14 protein-coding genes are annotated in these 13,709 nt (G+C 52.4%); 7 read left to right on the top strand and 7 right to left on the bottom strand.

Annotated elements, in window-relative coordinates:
• The first annotated feature begins 35 nt into the window (after positions 1-35).
• The 4 genes from lpxC (at position 36) to mutT (ending at position 4,955) form a co-directional block, all read left to right on the top strand.
• Positions 36-953 (top strand): UDP-3-O-acyl-N-acetylglucosamine deacetylase, encoded by a 918-nt coding sequence (lpxC, locus tag OGY06_RS21315; RefSeq protein ID WP_006686706.1) that lies wholly within the window; start codon positions 36-38, stop codon positions 951-953.
• A gap of 283 nt (positions 954-1,236) precedes the next feature.
• The gene (gene secM / locus OGY06_RS21310; RefSeq protein ID WP_003829520.1) at positions 1,237-1,743 is read left to right on the top strand and encodes a secA translation cis-regulator SecM; all 507 of its coding nucleotides are present in this window, start codon (positions 1,237-1,239) and stop codon (positions 1,741-1,743) included.
• 60 nt (positions 1,744-1,803) lie between these two features.
• Positions 1,804-4,509 (top strand): preprotein translocase subunit SecA, encoded by a 2,706-nt coding sequence (secA, locus tag OGY06_RS21305; RefSeq protein WP_003829517.1) that lies wholly within the window; start codon positions 1,804-1,806, stop codon positions 4,507-4,509.
• 56 nt (positions 4,510-4,565) lie between these two features.
• Complete coding sequence (gene mutT / locus OGY06_RS21300) at positions 4,566-4,955, top strand: 8-oxo-dGTP diphosphatase MutT (RefSeq protein WP_003829515.1); 390 nt, start codon at positions 4,566-4,568, stop codon at positions 4,953-4,955.
• A gap of 173 nt (positions 4,956-5,128) precedes the next feature.
• On the opposite strand, the gene yacG is transcribed toward mutT, so the two are convergent.
• Genes yacG through coaE form a run of 3 tightly spaced genes read right to left on the bottom strand, consistent with a single transcriptional unit; the run spans position 5,129 to position 6,696 of the window.
• Complete coding sequence (yacG, locus tag OGY06_RS21295; RefSeq protein WP_003018740.1) at positions 5,129-5,323, bottom strand: DNA gyrase inhibitor YacG; 195 nt, start codon at positions 5,321-5,323, stop codon at positions 5,129-5,131.
• A 9-nt stretch (positions 5,324-5,332) separates the two neighbouring features.
• Complete coding sequence (gene zapD / locus OGY06_RS21290; protein ID WP_063941108.1) at positions 5,333-6,076, bottom strand: cell division protein ZapD; 744 nt, start codon at positions 6,074-6,076, stop codon at positions 5,333-5,335.
• The gene (gene coaE / locus OGY06_RS21285) at positions 6,076-6,696 is read right to left on the bottom strand and encodes a dephospho-CoA kinase (protein ID WP_003829511.1); all 621 of its coding nucleotides are present in this window, start codon (positions 6,694-6,696) and stop codon (positions 6,076-6,078) included. The genes zapD and coaE overlap by 1 nt, the downstream gene beginning before the upstream one ends.
• 225 nt (positions 6,697-6,921) lie before the next feature.
• Between coaE and OGY06_RS21280 the strand changes: the two genes are divergently transcribed.
• Positions 6,922-7,965, top strand: a complete 1,044-nt coding sequence (locus OGY06_RS21280) for a GMP reductase (protein WP_003829510.1) — start codon at positions 6,922-6,924, stop codon at positions 7,963-7,965.
• Positions 7,966-8,022: 57 nt separating this feature from the next.
• Here the strand turns inward: OGY06_RS21280 and hofC are convergent, their stop codons facing one another.
• The 4 genes from hofC to nadC form a co-directional block, all read right to left on the bottom strand.
• Complete coding sequence (gene hofC, locus OGY06_RS21275) at positions 8,023-9,225, bottom strand: protein transport protein HofC (RefSeq protein ID WP_286605929.1); 1,203 nt, start codon at positions 9,223-9,225, stop codon at positions 8,023-8,025.
• Positions 9,215-10,600 carry a type II secretion system protein GspE gene (gene gspE / locus OGY06_RS21270; protein WP_286605928.1) on the bottom strand — a complete coding sequence of 462 codons (1,386 nt, stop codon included), beginning with the start codon at positions 10,598-10,600 and terminating at the stop codon, positions 9,215-9,217. The genes hofC and gspE overlap by 11 nt, the downstream gene beginning before the upstream one ends.
• A 9-nt stretch (positions 10,601-10,609) precedes the next feature.
• The gene (gene ppdD, locus OGY06_RS21265; RefSeq protein ID WP_003829506.1) at positions 10,610-11,047 is read right to left on the bottom strand and encodes a prepilin peptidase-dependent pilin; all 438 of its coding nucleotides are present in this window, start codon (positions 11,045-11,047) and stop codon (positions 10,610-10,612) included.
• Between the two features lie 243 nt (positions 11,048-11,290).
• Positions 11,291-12,184, bottom strand: coding sequence for a carboxylating nicotinate-nucleotide diphosphorylase (nadC, locus tag OGY06_RS21260; RefSeq protein WP_003829503.1), 894 nt, complete (start codon positions 12,182-12,184; stop codon positions 11,291-11,293).
• An 87-nt stretch (positions 12,185-12,271) separates the two neighbouring features.
• On the opposite strand from nadC, the gene ampD reads away from it, so the two are divergent.
• Both ampD and ampE read left to right on the top strand, forming a co-directional pair.
• A complete protein-coding gene (ampD, locus tag OGY06_RS21255; protein WP_003829500.1) occupies positions 12,272-12,835 on the top strand; it encodes a 1,6-anhydro-N-acetylmuramyl-L-alanine amidase AmpD in 564 nt (187 codons plus the stop codon).
• The gene (ampE, locus tag OGY06_RS21250; protein ID WP_003829498.1) at positions 12,832-13,686 is read left to right on the top strand and encodes a beta-lactamase regulator AmpE; all 855 of its coding nucleotides are present in this window, start codon (positions 12,832-12,834) and stop codon (positions 13,684-13,686) included. The genes ampD and ampE overlap by 4 nt, the downstream gene beginning before the upstream one ends.
• The last annotated feature ends 23 nt before the right edge of the window (positions 13,687-13,709 follow it).

Genomic DNA, 13,709 nt, shown 5'->3' with positions numbered 1-13,709 from the left:
CTTCGGTTGGATAGGTAATTTGGCGAGATTATACGATGATCAAACAAAGGACTCTTAAACGTATCGTTCAGGCGACTGGCGTCGGTTTGCATACCGGCAAAAAAGTCACCCTGACATTACGCCCTGCGCCGGCCAACACCGGGGTCATCTATCGTCGCACCGACTTGAATCCTCCGGTAGATTTCCCGGCCGATGCCAAATCTGTGCGTGATACCATGCTCTGTACGTGTCTGGTCAATGAGCATGATGTACGGATTTCAACCGTAGAGCACCTTAATGCTGCTCTGGCGGGTTTAGGTATCGATAACATCGTTATTGAAGTTAACGCACCGGAAATCCCGATCATGGATGGCAGTGCCGCTCCGTTCGTTTATCTGCTGCTTGATGCAGGTATTGAAGAACTGAGCAGCGCCAAAAAATTTGTTCGCATCAAAGAGACCGTTCGTGTCGAAGATGGCGATAAGTGGGCTGAGTTTAAGCCGTATAATGGTTTTACGTTGGATTTCACCATCGACTTTAACCATCCGGCGATCGACTCCAGCACGCAGCGCTACGCGATGAACTTCTCTGCGGATGCGTTCATGCGTCAGATCAGCCGTGCGCGTACTTTCGGCTTCATGCGTGATATCGAATATCTGCAGTCCCGCGGCCTGTGCCTGGGCGGCAGCTTCGATTGTGCCATCGTTGTTGACGATTATCGCGTATTGAACGAAGACGGCCTGCGTTTTGAAGATGAATTCGTTCGTCACAAAATGCTCGACGCGATCGGTGACTTGTTCATGTGTGGTCACAACATTATTGGTGCATTTACCGCGTATAAATCCGGTCATGCATTGAATAACAAACTGCTCCAGGCGGTCCTGGCAAAACAGGAAGCCTGGGAATATGTGACCTTCCAGGACGATGCAGAACTGCCGTTGGCGTTCAAAGCACCATCGACCGTACTGGCATAACGACATACGCTGTCGCATAAATTCGACTGGTAAATCTGGCACTCTCTCCGGCCAGGTGAGCCAGTCGTTTTTTTATCTTCCGAGTGCAAACCACCTTATCTGAAGCGACTTTTTCCCCACAGGTAGATTAAAATACCGTTCGATCGCTGCTTTCTTAAGCATATTTACCCGCGACTTGCTGTCATTACTGCTGTGGTGCGAACGCATTAATGGTAAGATTTGTGCGCAAAAAATGGTTTTGCATTTGTAACCCCAAACGCAGGGTATATCAGGTGGCAATAACGTGAGTGGAATACTGACGCGCTGGCGACAGTTAGGCAGACGGTACTTCTGGCCGCATCTCCTGTTGGGGATGGTCGCGGCTAGTTTTGGCCTGCCCGCGCTCGGTAATGCTGCTGAACCTAATACTCCCGCGAAGGCGACCGCCAGCAATCACGATCAAGGTGCTAAAGTTAACTTTAGCCAGCTTGCTTTGCTGGAAGCGACCAATCGGCGCCCAAATTTTACCGTCGATTACTGGCATCAACATGCCATTCGTACGGTTATCCGCCATCTTTCTTTTGCCATGGCACCTCAGGCGTTGCCCGTTGCCGAAGAGCCATTGCCAATCCAGGCGCACCATCTTGCGTTACTGAATACGCTCAGCGCGATGCTGACGCAAGAAGGCACTCCGCCCGCGACAGTAAGTCGCGTGACATACGCACACTTTACCTCTCAGGCCGCGTTTAGCGTTCCGGTCTGGATCAGCCAGCTGCAGGGTATCCGCGCTGGTCCTCAACGCCTCAGCTAAAAAAGAACCTTCCAACTTATAATTTTTGACTCCGCACCGCGGGGCGTTTGAGATTTTATTATGCTAATCAAATTATTAACGAAAGTATTCGGTAGCCGTAACGAGCGTACGCTGCGTCGTATGCGTAAAGTGGTCAATGTCATCAATGCGATGGAACCGGAGATGGAAAAACTCTCCGATGATGAACTGAAAGCGAAGACCGCTGAATTCCGCGCCCGTCTGGAAAAAGGTGCCAGCGTTGAGAGCCTGATCCCGGAAGCGTTCGCAGTAGTGCGTGAAGCGAGTAAGCGCGTGTTCGGTATGCGTCACTTCGACGTTCAGCTGCTGGGCGGTATGGTGCTTAACGATCGCTGCATCGCGGAAATGCGTACTGGTGAAGGTAAAACCCTGACCGCGACGCTGCCAGCCTACCTGAACGCATTAAGCGGGAAGGGCGTACACGTGGTTACCGTGAACGACTATCTGGCTCAGCGTGATGCCGAAAATAACCGCCCGCTGTTTGAATTCCTCGGCATGACCGTTGGTATCAACATGTCTGGCCTGCCTGCGCCAGCCAAGCGTGAAGCCTATAACGCCGATATTACTTACGGTACCAATAACGAATACGGCTTTGACTACCTGCGTGACAACATGGCGTTTAGTCCGGAAGAGCGTGTTCAACGTAAGCTGCACTATGCGCTGGTCGATGAAGTCGACTCCATCCTGATCGATGAAGCGCGTACGCCGCTGATCATTTCCGGCCCGGCTGAAGACAGCTCGGAAATGTACAAAAAAGTTAATAAAATCATCCCGCACCTGATCCGTCAGGAGAAGGAAGATTCCGACACGTTCCAGGGCGAAGGCCACTTCTCTGTTGATGAGAAAGCGCGCCAGGTTAACCTGACCGAGCGTGGTCTGGTACTGATTGAAGAGCTGCTGGTTAACGAAGGCATTATGGACGAGGGCGAGTCACTGTACTCTCCTGGTAACATTATGCTGATGCACCACGTGACTGCCGCACTGCGTGCGCACGTGCTGTTTACCCGCGACGTAGATTACATCGTGAAAGACGGCGAAGTTATCATCGTCGATGAACACACCGGTCGTACCATGCAGGGGCGTCGCTGGTCCGATGGTCTGCACCAGGCTGTTGAAGCTAAAGAAGGCGTAGAGATCCAGAACGAGAACCAGACGCTGGCATCTATTACCTTCCAGAACTACTTCCGTTTGTACGAAAAACTGGCCGGTATGACCGGTACAGCCGACACTGAAGCGTTTGAATTTAGCTCCATCTACAAACTGGATACCGTGGTTGTGCCGACCAACCGTCCGATGATCCGTAAGGATTTACCGGATCTGGTGTACATGACCGAAGCGGAAAAAATTCAGGCGATCATTGAAGATATTAAAGAGCGTACTGCAAATGGCCAGCCGGTACTGGTAGGTACTATCTCCATTGAAAAATCGGAAGTAGTGTCTAACGAGCTGAGCAAAGCGGGTATCAAACACAACGTTCTGAACGCCAAGTTCCACGCCAACGAAGCTGCAATCGTCGCCCAGGCGGGTTATCCGTCAGCCGTGACTATCGCGACGAACATGGCAGGTCGTGGTACCGATATCGTGCTGGGCGGTAGCTGGCAGGCGGAAGTTGCCGAGCTGGAAAACCCAACTCCGGAACAAATCGCGCAGATTAAAGCCGAGTGGCAGGTTCGCCATGACGCGGTATTAGCAGCCGGTGGCTTGCATATTATCGGTACCGAGCGTCACGAATCTCGCCGTATCGATAACCAGCTGCGTGGTCGTTCGGGCCGTCAGGGTGATGCGGGCTCTTCCCGTTTCTATCTGTCGATGGAAGATGCGCTGATGCGTATTTTTGCCTCTGACCGCGTGTCAGGCATGATGCGTAAACTGGGTATGAAGCCTGGCGAAGCCATTGAACACCCATGGGTGACCAAAGCAATTGCTAACGCGCAGCGTAAAGTGGAAAGCCGCAACTTCGATATTCGTAAGCAGTTGCTGGAATATGATGACGTCGCCAACGACCAGCGTCGTGCTATCTACACCCAGCGTAACGAACTGCTGGACGTAACTGATGTTAGCGAAACCATCAACAGCATCCGCGAAGATGTCTTCAAAGCAACTATTGATGCCTATATTCCGCCGCAGTCTCTGGAGGAAATGTGGGATATCCCGGGTCTGCAGGAACGTCTGAAAAACGACTTCGATCTTGAGATGCCGATTTCAGAGTGGCTGGATAAAGAGCCTGAGCTGCACGAAGAAACGCTGCGTGAACGTATCCTGGCAAACGCCATCGAAGTTTATCAGCGTAAAGAGGAAGTTGTGGGCGCGGAGATGATGCGTCACTTCGAAAAAGGCGTGATGCTGCAAACTCTCGACTCCCTGTGGAAAGAGCACCTTGCTGCGATGGACTATCTGCGCCAGGGTATCCACCTGCGTGGTTATGCGCAAAAAGATCCGAAGCAGGAATACAAGCGTGAATCTTTCTCTATGTTTGCGTCAATGCTGGAATCACTGAAATACGAAGTGATCAGCACCCTGAGCAAAGTTCAGGTGCGTATGCCTGAAGAAGTCGAAGCTATGGAGCAGCAGCGTCGTGAAGAAGCTGAGCGCTTAGCGCAGATGCAGCAATTGAGCCATAAAGGCGACGATTCTGCCGCGGCAGAAGAGCTGGCAGCACAAACTGGCGATCGTAAAGTGGGTCGTAACGATCCGTGTCCTTGCGGCTCTGGCAAAAAATACAAACAGTGCCACGGCCGTCTGAGCTAAGAAAATAACTTACTGAAAAGGCGCAGAATTCTGCGCCTTTTTTATGGACGATAAAGATGAAAATACTGCAAATCGCCGTCGGGATTATTCGTAATCATCAACATGAAATTTTTATCACCCAGCGTGCGGCTGATGCCCACATGGCCAATAAGCTGGAGTTCCCCGGCGGGAAAATTGAAGCGGGCGAAACACCGGAGCAGGCGCTGATTCGCGAGCTACAGGAAGAAGTGGGGATCACGCCGACTCAAAGCTCATTGTTCGAAAAGCTGGAGTATCAGTTTCCGGACAGGCATATCACTCTGTGGTTCTGGCTGGTTGAAAGCTGGGAAGGCGAGCCGTGGGGAAAAGAGGGGCAACCGGCGCAGTGGATTGCGCAAGATGCTCTGAATGCGCAGGATTTCCCGCCCGCGAATGAACCGGTCATTGAAAAGCTGATAGCTGGCTAATGGTGCTGTAGGCCGGATAAGGCAACGCCGCATCCGGCAAATTATGGCGGGGGCGCTACGCTTGCCCGCCCTACGTTTTAGTTCGTAGGCCTGATAAGCGCAGCGCCATCAGGCAAAACAACATAAAATGCCGGATGCGGCGTTGCCTAATCCGACCTACCGTTTTAGCAGAATTACTTCTGCTCTTCACTCCAGTCGTCGCTTTCTGACAGATCGCCAGAGCTTGGGATGCGTTTCTCTTCTGCGGCCCACTCTCCCAGATCGATTAACTGGCAGCGCTTGCTGCAGAATGGGCGAAACGGACTGACCTCAGCCCATACTACAGGCTTGCCGCAGGTTGGGCAGTTGACGATGGTTTGTTCAGACATGTTGACTCCTTAACAGCACGCCAGTTCAAAATCGAGGCGCTCAGGCACCTGACCATTCTCGCTATCCAGCGGCATAAAGCGGATGGCAAAACGGCTCTTATGACCAGAAATTTGCGGATAAAGCAGCGAATCAAGCGGCAGCTGTAAGCGCAGCAGATCTGCATCTTCGCCGTTGTCCTGATAAAAACCATTCAGGCTGGTTTGCTTACGAAACGGCGCTGAGTTGCGAATTAAATCCAGTACCAGCGACAGCGCCTGATTGAGCGGATTCAGGCTGGCAAGCCAGGTTTCAACCTGCGCGTTACGATGCGACTGTACCAGGTGTAACCAGATATGCAGGGTCGGCAGATCGAAACTGCAGCACCCGCCAGGAATACTTAAACGCTGACGGACGAGACCAATCAGACGATCTTCGCGCAGCGTCTGTCCAATACGCGGGGCAGAAATCAGAATGCTACCTGCACTTTTTAACTGCTGACGCAAAGAGTCGATTCTGCTTTGATCAACGCCGGGAACTTCGACCCAGGCCTGGAGTTTACGCTGCTGTCGTTCCAGTTCCTTGAGGAGTTCGGTGCGGACTTCGCCGCGTTCAAATACATCCAGTAAATCTCCGATATTGCGGAAAAAATGCAGAGCGCCGGCATGGTCAGCAATGGGCAAATTAACGGAGAGCTGTTGGATTAAAAACTCAATGCGCAGCCATGTGCGCATCTTCTCATTGAGAGGGTGTTCAAAAAGGACCTGGGTGTGCATTACGGTTTTTCCTGTGAGACAAACTGCGACGCGCATTGCAAATAGAGCGCGTGCAGGCGGGCGACATCCGAGGCGATGGCTTCCGGTGCGCCATTATTATCAATAACATCGTCTGCCACGGCCAGCCGCGCTTCACGCGTTGCCTGGGCAGCAAGAATTTGTTCAACATGCTCACGCGTGACGTCATCACGCTGCATGGTGCGTCTGAGCTGGGTTTCGGGGGTGACATCCACCACGAGTACGCGGTCGGCTTTTTTATACAGCGAATTTTCCACCAGCAAAGGGACAACCCATAGCAGATAAGGAGAGGTTGCTTGCTGAAACTGACGCTGAGTTTCCTGCTGAATAAGCGGATGGAGCAGGGCATTCAGCCAGCTTTTCTCCTCAGGATTGGAAAAAATGCGTTCGCGTAAAATGCGTCGCTGCAACGATCCGTCTGCGGCTATAACGTCGGAACCAAAATGTTCTTCGATCGCCTTAAGAGCAGGTGTGCCGGGTTCAACCACCTGGCGCGCAATAATATCTGCATCAATAACGTTTATTCCGAGGTCAGCGAACGCATTCGCAACGGTGCTTTTACCACTGCCAATGCCGCCGGTTAAGGCTACCGTATACCTCATAGATGCCGATCCTGGAGTTTAAGTTTGATTATCAAACAGTTAAAAGTTATGCGTGCGAAGGCGAGGCTGCTGCAGGATTAACCTACTATTCGCCAGGTAAATTTATGGGATTGTAGCGTAAAAAAAGAGAATTTCGCAGTCTTGCGCGGCATTGATTAGTGCGTATGATAGCGTCACTGGAGTTGTGAGTTTCGATTTTTCGCCATTAACCCCAGGAATCCGCACATGCGTATCGAAGAAGATCTGAAGTTAGGTTTCAAAGACGTTCTTATCCGCCCTAAGCGTTCTACTCTCAAAAGCCGTTCCGATGTTGAGCTGGAACGTCAATTTACCTTTAAGCATTCAGGTCAGACCTGGTCCGGCGTACCTATTATTGCCGCGAACATGGACACTGTCGGGACGTTTGCCATGGCAACGGCACTGGCATCCTTCGACATCCTGACCGCTGTGCACAAACACTATTCTGTTGAAGACTGGGCCGCCTTCATCGCAGAGAGCTCTGCCGATGTGCTCAAACACGTAATGGTTTCAACCGGTACGTCTGATGCAGATTTCGAAAAAACTAAACAGATTCTGGCGCTCAACCCCGCGCTGAACTTTATCTGCATTGATGTGGCCAATGGCTACTCAGAGCATTTTGTTCAGTTCGTGTCGAAAGCGCGTGAAGCATGGCCGACAAAAACGATCTGTGCGGGCAATGTGGTCACCGGTGAAATGTGTGAAGAGCTGGTGCTCTCCGGTGCTGATATTGTCAAAGTCGGCATTGGCCCAGGTTCAGTATGTACCACACGTGTAAAAACCGGCGTTGGCTATCCACAGCTTTCTGCAGTTATTGAATGCGCCGATGCAGCCCACGGTCTGGGTGGCATGATTGTCAGCGACGGCGGTTGCACAATGCCGGGTGACGTGGCAAAAGCGTTCGGTGGCGGCGCAGACTTCGTGATGCTCGGCGGCATGCTGGCTGGTCATGAAGAAAGTGGCGGCAAAATTGTTGAAGAGAACGGTGAGAAATTCATGCTGTTCTACGGTATGAGCTCTGAATCTGCAATGACGCGTCACGTAGGTGGTGTTGCACAGTACCGCGCTGCAGAAGGTAAGACCGTCAAGCTGCCACTGCGCGGCCCGGTTGATAATACCGCTCGCGATATCCTCGGCGGCCTGCGTTCTGCTTGCACCTATGTAGGCGCATCCCGTCTGAAAGAGCTGACCAAACGTACAACGTTTATTCGTGTACAGGAACAAGAAAACCGTGTTTTCAATAGCCTGTAAGAACAGCTAGTTCTGTGAAATGCCGGATGGCGTTACGCCGCCATCCGGCATTTGAATTTATCCCACTCCGCTCATCGCATCTCCCAAATGGAAAATCGGTAAATACATCGCGACGACTAGGGTACCGATGATAAGCCCCGTAATGATCAGCAACGCAGGCTCAAGTAATGCAGCCAAATTCTCAGCCTGAGCCAGGGTTTTATCGCCATGGTGATGAGCAAGATTGCGCAGCATTGCATCCAGCGAGCCGGAAGCTTCACCAGTTCTGACCAGCTGTATACACAATGGGCTGAATTCATCACTATTTTTAAGCGCTAACCAGATCGGTTTTCCAGCGCTGATATCCTGCTGAACCAGTGCTAAACGTTGCGACCAGAAAGGGTTAGCCAGCGTTTCGGTAACGCTCTCAAGACCCTGCAAAAAGGGAATGCCCGCATTTTGCGTTAACGCCAGAACAGTGAATATCTGCGTGAGTTTTTGCCCTCTCACCATCGGCCCTATGACCGGGAGGCTGAGCAGCAATTTCTGGCGCAGAATGAGCCAGTACGGTTTCTGCTTTATCAAATGATGTGTGGCAACTGCTACCAGGCCAAGTGCTACCGTCAGCCATCCCCATTGGCTGCTACAGTGTGCGATGGTAATAATCCACTGAGTGAGCGCCGGTAGCGGGGTGTTGAACGTTTGGTAGATAGCGGCAAACTCAGGGAGTACAAACTGCAGCATCGCAAATACGACCATCACTGCCATTGTTATGATGATGATCGGATAGCGCAGGGCTTTTCTAACTTTATCAGCAAGTTGCTGTTGTTTCTTTTGCTGGTGGGCGAGCTCAAAACAGCAGTCGTCCAGCTTACCCGTAAGCTCTCCGGTGCGGATCATTGCCTGGTAAAGGGGCGGAAAAACGTGTTGCCATTGTGATAACGAGGTGGAGAGGGTAATGCCCTGTTCCATATCGTAAGCCAGCGTACGCAGTAGCGCCTGCCATTGACTGCTGGGATGCTGTTCAGCAAGCAGAGCTAGCCCTGTTGAGAGCGTTAACCCTGCCTTTAGTAATGTCGCCAACTGGTGTATGGTTTCGGCACTTCTTGTACGGCTCCAGTGCGAGGTTTTGACACGCATACGTTTAATGCGCAGCGGCGTAATCTGTTGTTTCTCAAGAGCCAGCATCAATGACGGTCGGGTATCGGCCCATAGTGTGCCTTCCAGCGATTTACCTTCGTTGTTAATACCTTGCCAGCGCCAAAGCTGTTTAGTGGACATGAGGCATGCCCAGTACACGAATCAGCTCTTCAAATGTCGTTAACCCTTGCTCGACGGCCTGACAGCCATTCTCGAATAGCGTTCTCATTCCTGATTGCTGAGCATCAGACTCCACTTCGTCTACGGATGTGCCACTGGCAATACTCTGACGTAATGCCGGAGTAACAGGGAGCACTTCAAACAATGCAGCACGACCATAAAATCCGTGATAACAATGTTTACAGCCAGGGGCCTGCCAATTCGGTAGTGGTGTAGGCCAGACAGCTTTCGGGAGCGTGATAGGCGTACTCTGACGTTGTCGGCAATGGGGGCACAACTTTCTGACCAACCGCTGTGCAATAACGAGCGTCAGCGCGGAGGCGATCATCCAGCGTGCGACACCCATTTGTTGCAGGCGCACCAGCGTTTCACTGGTGGAATTGGTATGCAGCGTAGAAAGAACCAGATGGCCGGTTTGCGCGGCTTTAAGGGCTATTTCGGCCGTTTCGCCATCGCGGATTTCACCCACCATGATAATGTCGGGATCCTGGCGCAGCAGAGCACGTAAGACTCCCTGAAAAGTCAGGCCGGCACGTGGGTGAATTTGCGTCTGGTTGAGACCTGCGATCGGGATCTCTACCGGATCTTCCACGCTACAAAGATTCACATCCGGGGTGTTTCGGGTTTGCAGCGCACTGTACAGCGTGACCGTTTTGCCGCTTCCGGTAGGCCCGGTAACCAGAATCAGCCCCTGAGGCTGCTGCAAGGCTTGCGAAAATGCGGCCAGCTGCGCGTCTTGCATTCCCAGCGCGGCGATCTCCAGTGACTGATCGACCTGATGAAGTAGCCGCAACACGACCTTTTCGCCGTAGCGACAGGGCAGGGTGGCGATGCGAAACGAGACCGGCTCTCCTGAAATCTCAACGGTAAATTGTCCGTCTTGTGGAAGCCGATGCTCGGCGATATCCAGGCTGCCTAATACTTTTAACCTTGCGGTGATGGCAATGCCCATCTCGGTCGTGACTTCCGGTAAAGCGTGAAGCACGCCATCTACGCGTAATCTGATTCGATAGTGATTTTCCTCGGGTTCAAAATGAATATCAGAAGCCCGTTGCGTCAGAGCGGAATGAAACGTCTGATTCAGCAAGTCTGCTGCGCTGGCGCTGCTTTTCGTGACCACTGCCGGGAGCATTGTCTGAGGTGTATGTGTGTGGCCTTCCATTTGCTGACGTGTCCAGCAGACAATGTCGATGCGCCGGGTGGTGGCAAAATGCAGCGCATCCAGCAGCTCGTGTGATGGGGCGTCTACGACGGCGATATGCACCACTTCATTGTCTGCATCCAGTAATATTGCCTGATAACGTTGGCATAGCGCCGTAAGTTGGGTGGTGTTCATCTCTATTCCTTAGTGGGTATCAAAGCGGAAAACGTCTTCACAGGCCTGCTGCAATGCGCTGTCGTTCTGGATGACGCAGTTTCGGTTCCAACCGGTAATGCCGTTGGCATTGTCCCAACCTGGCGTCATGGTGATACTTAGCCCGTTCAGGCTTTCCTGCCCACTAAGACTGACAACTCCCTTTTCAACGCTCATGGCTGAGACGTAACGGGTAGTTGTTGGAGAGGGAATACCATTCGTTCCGGCATCGCAGGTATCTGTTCCGCCATGCTCCAGTGCACAGAGCTCAACTGCCGTGCGATAGGGGACAAAGGTTTGCAGCATGTCTGTCAGCGCGGCTTTGCGCAGATAGTTTTGATATGCCGGAATGCCGATGGCGCTAAGGATGGCAATAATGCCAATTACCACCATGAGTTCGATAAGTGTAAAGCCTCGTTGCTTGTTCATCGTTCGCTCCTTGAGTTTGCTGGCGCTACTTTGGCAAACCGACGGGAGGACGACGAGAGACAAAAAACAAAACGGGAAAGTGGGTTCAGAGGATTTTTACGAAATTACAGAGTCAGACAATGTATTTGCGAAGAGACTCGAAGAAACTGCCGGATGGAGGTGTAAATGCCGTATCCGGCTTACAGAATAAACTTGTGTAGTAGGCCCGATAAGCGAAGCGTCATCGGGCAATACAATCAGCAATTAGCGAAATCGCATGGAGAGATCGAGTGCGCGAACATGTTTGGTCAGTGCGCCAACGGAGATAAAGTCGACACCGGTTTCGGCAAATTCGCGCAGCGTTTCATGGGTGACGTTGCCCGACACTTCCAGACGCGCCTGGCCGTTGGTGCGTTTTACCGCTTCGCGCATTTGGTCAGTTTCGAAGTTATCGAGCATGATGATGTCGGCCCCGGCTTTCAGCGCGTCGTCCAGCTCATCCAGGCTTTCTACTTCGACTTCAACCGGCACATCCGGGTGCAACCAGAAGGCTTTTTCGACGGCCTGACGTACCGAGCCGGAAGCAATAATGTGGTTTTCTTTTATCAGGAAGGCGTCGGAGAGCCCCAAACGATGATTCGCGCCGCCGCCGCACAATACGGCGTATTTTAGCGCGGTACGCAGTCCCGGCAGTGTTTTACGCGTATCCAGCAGTTGGGTCTTGGTTCCCACTAACAGGTCGACGTATTTACGCACTTCGCTCGCTACACCTGAAAGCGTCTGCACAAAATTCAGCGCAGTACGTTCACCGGTCAGTAAAACGCGGGAAGGGCCGTCCAGTTCAAACAGCGGCTGATTGGCCTTTATGCTGTCGCCATCTTCGACATGCCAGGTGATGTTGACATCATCGCCAGCCAGCTGAATAAAGACCTCTTCCACCCAACGTTTTCCACAAAAAACGCCATCTTCGCGGGTGATTACGGTGGCATGGGAGCGCATGTCTTCGGGTAAAAGCTGTGCGGTAATATCGTTATTGGCATCAACTTCTCCGCCTAAATCTTCACGCAGCGCCTGAGCTACAGCGGCAGGGATATCCAGATTTATGCGTTCCAACAGCGCGTCACGTCGGTAGTCAGGGTTATAGCGGCGAGGCGGCATGATAAAACTCCAAATAGCTAACGAATCATAAGGTGGAAACATGCTACCCTGAACCAGATATGAGCACCACCAATAAGGAGATTCTGCATGTTGTTAGACGAGGGCTGGCTGGCAGAGGCGCGACGCGTTCCCTCTCCGCATTACGATTGCCGCCCGGATGACGAAAACCCTTCTCTGCTGGTGGTGCATAATATCAGCCTGCCGCCCGGCGAGTTTGGCGGCCCGTGGATAGACGCGCTGTTTACGGGCACGATTAATCCCAACGCCCATCCTTATTTTGCCGGGATCGCCCATCTGCGTGTTTCGGCCCATTGTTTGATTCGCCGTGACGGTGAAATCGTGCAATATGTGCCTTTTGATAAACGCGCCTGGCATGCGGGTGTGTCGAGCTATCAAGGGCGAGAACGCTGTAATGATTTTTCAATTGGTATTGAGTTGGAAGGGACGGATACGCTGGCCTATACCGATGCGCAGTATCAGCAACTGGCTGCCGTGACGAATACTCTGATTACGCGTTATCCGGCCATTGCTAACAACATGACAGGACATTGCAATATTGCGCCCGAGCGTAAGACCGATCCCGGGCCGTCCTTTGACTGGGCAAGGTTCCGCGCCCTGGTCACCCCCTCGTCGCACAAGGAGATGACATGACGCTGTTTACAACATTATTGGTGTTGATTGTTGAACGCCTGTTTAAGCTGGGTGAGCACTGGCAGCTTGATCACCGGATTGAAGCTTTTTTCCGCCGGATTAAGCATTTCTCGATGATGCGTACGGTAGGCATGACTCTTATTGCGATGGGAGTGACATTTCTGCTACTGCGCGCACTTCATGGGCTGTTGTTTAATGTTCCGTTGCTGGTGGCGTGGATCTTAATTGGCTTGCTGTGCATCGGTGCTGGCAAGGCGCGCCTTCACTATCACGCTTACCTGAACGCGGCTGCTCGCGATGATGCTCACGCCCGTGATGCGATGGCCAGCGAGCTGACGCTTATCCATGGGGTTCCGCCGGACTGCGATGAGCGTGAATTCTTGCGCGAACTGCAGAACGCGCTGTTATGGAACAACTTCCGCTTTTATCTGGCACCGTTATTTTGGCTGATTGTCGGTGGTCCGTGGGGACCTGTGACGCTGGTTGGTTATGCTTTTTTACGTGCCTGGCAGTCCTGGCTGGCGCGCTATCAGACACCGCACCAGCGTCTGCAATCAGGTATTGATGCGATCCTGCATGTGCTGGATTGGATCCCGGTGCGTCTGGCGGGCGTGGTCTATGCGTTGCTGGGACACGGCGAGAAAGCGCTGCCGGCCTGGTTTGCCTCGCTTGCGGATCTGCACACATCGCAATATCAGGTGCTTACGCGTCTGGCGCAGTTCTCGCTGGCGCGTGAACCGCACACCGATAAAGTCGAAACGCCAAAAGCCGCCGTTTCGCTGGCGAAGAAAACCTCGTTTGTGGTGGTGGTGGTTATTGCGGTGCTCACCATTTATGGGGCATTAGTATAGCGTTGTGCCGGATGGCGCTAACG

This window comes from Citrobacter sp. Cpo147 (assembly GCF_030332405.1).
In the GTDB taxonomy this organism is placed as follows: domain Bacteria; phylum Pseudomonadota; class Gammaproteobacteria; order Enterobacterales; family Enterobacteriaceae; genus Citrobacter; species Citrobacter portucalensis.
Note: the sequence above shows the minus strand (reverse complement) of the source record. Positions and strands in the feature narration are given on the sequence as shown.

What these genes read in the sequence shown, in the direction of transcription:
- lpxC (WP_006686706.1), top strand. Translation starts at nt 36, where the DNA reads ATGATCAAACAAAGGACTCTTAAACGTATCGTTCAGGCGACTGGCGTC.
- secA (WP_003829517.1), top strand. Translation starts at nt 1,804, where the DNA reads ATGCTAATCAAATTATTAACGAAAGTATTCGGTAGCCGTAACGAGCGT.
- mutT (WP_003829515.1), top strand. Translation starts at nt 4,566, where the DNA reads ATGAAAATACTGCAAATCGCCGTCGGGATTATTCGTAATCATCAACAT.
- yacG (WP_003018740.1), bottom strand. Translation starts at nt 5,323, where the DNA reads ATGTCTGAACAAACCATCGTCAACTGCCCAACCTGCGGCAAGCCTGTA.
- zapD (WP_063941108.1), bottom strand. Translation starts at nt 6,076, where the DNA reads ATGCACACCCAGGTCCTTTTTGAACACCCTCTCAATGAGAAGATGCGC.
- coaE (WP_003829511.1), bottom strand. Translation starts at nt 6,696, where the DNA reads ATGAGGTATACGGTAGCCTTAACCGGCGGCATTGGCAGTGGTAAAAGC.
- OGY06_RS21280 (WP_003829510.1), top strand. Translation starts at nt 6,922, where the DNA reads ATGCGTATCGAAGAAGATCTGAAGTTAGGTTTCAAAGACGTTCTTATC.
- hofC (WP_286605929.1), bottom strand. Translation starts at nt 9,225, where the DNA reads ATGTCCACTAAACAGCTTTGGCGCTGGCAAGGTATTAACAACGAAGGT.
- gspE (WP_286605928.1), bottom strand. Translation starts at nt 10,600, where the DNA reads ATGAACACCACCCAACTTACGGCGCTATGCCAACGTTATCAGGCAATA.
- ppdD (WP_003829506.1), bottom strand. Translation starts at nt 11,047, where the DNA reads ATGAACAAGCAACGAGGCTTTACACTTATCGAACTCATGGTGGTAATT.
- nadC (WP_003829503.1), bottom strand. Translation starts at nt 12,184, where the DNA reads ATGCCGCCTCGCCGCTATAACCCTGACTACCGACGTGACGCGCTGTTG.
- ampD (WP_003829500.1), top strand. Translation starts at nt 12,272, where the DNA reads ATGTTGTTAGACGAGGGCTGGCTGGCAGAGGCGCGACGCGTTCCCTCT.
- ampE (WP_003829498.1), top strand. Translation starts at nt 12,832, where the DNA reads ATGACGCTGTTTACAACATTATTGGTGTTGATTGTTGAACGCCTGTTT.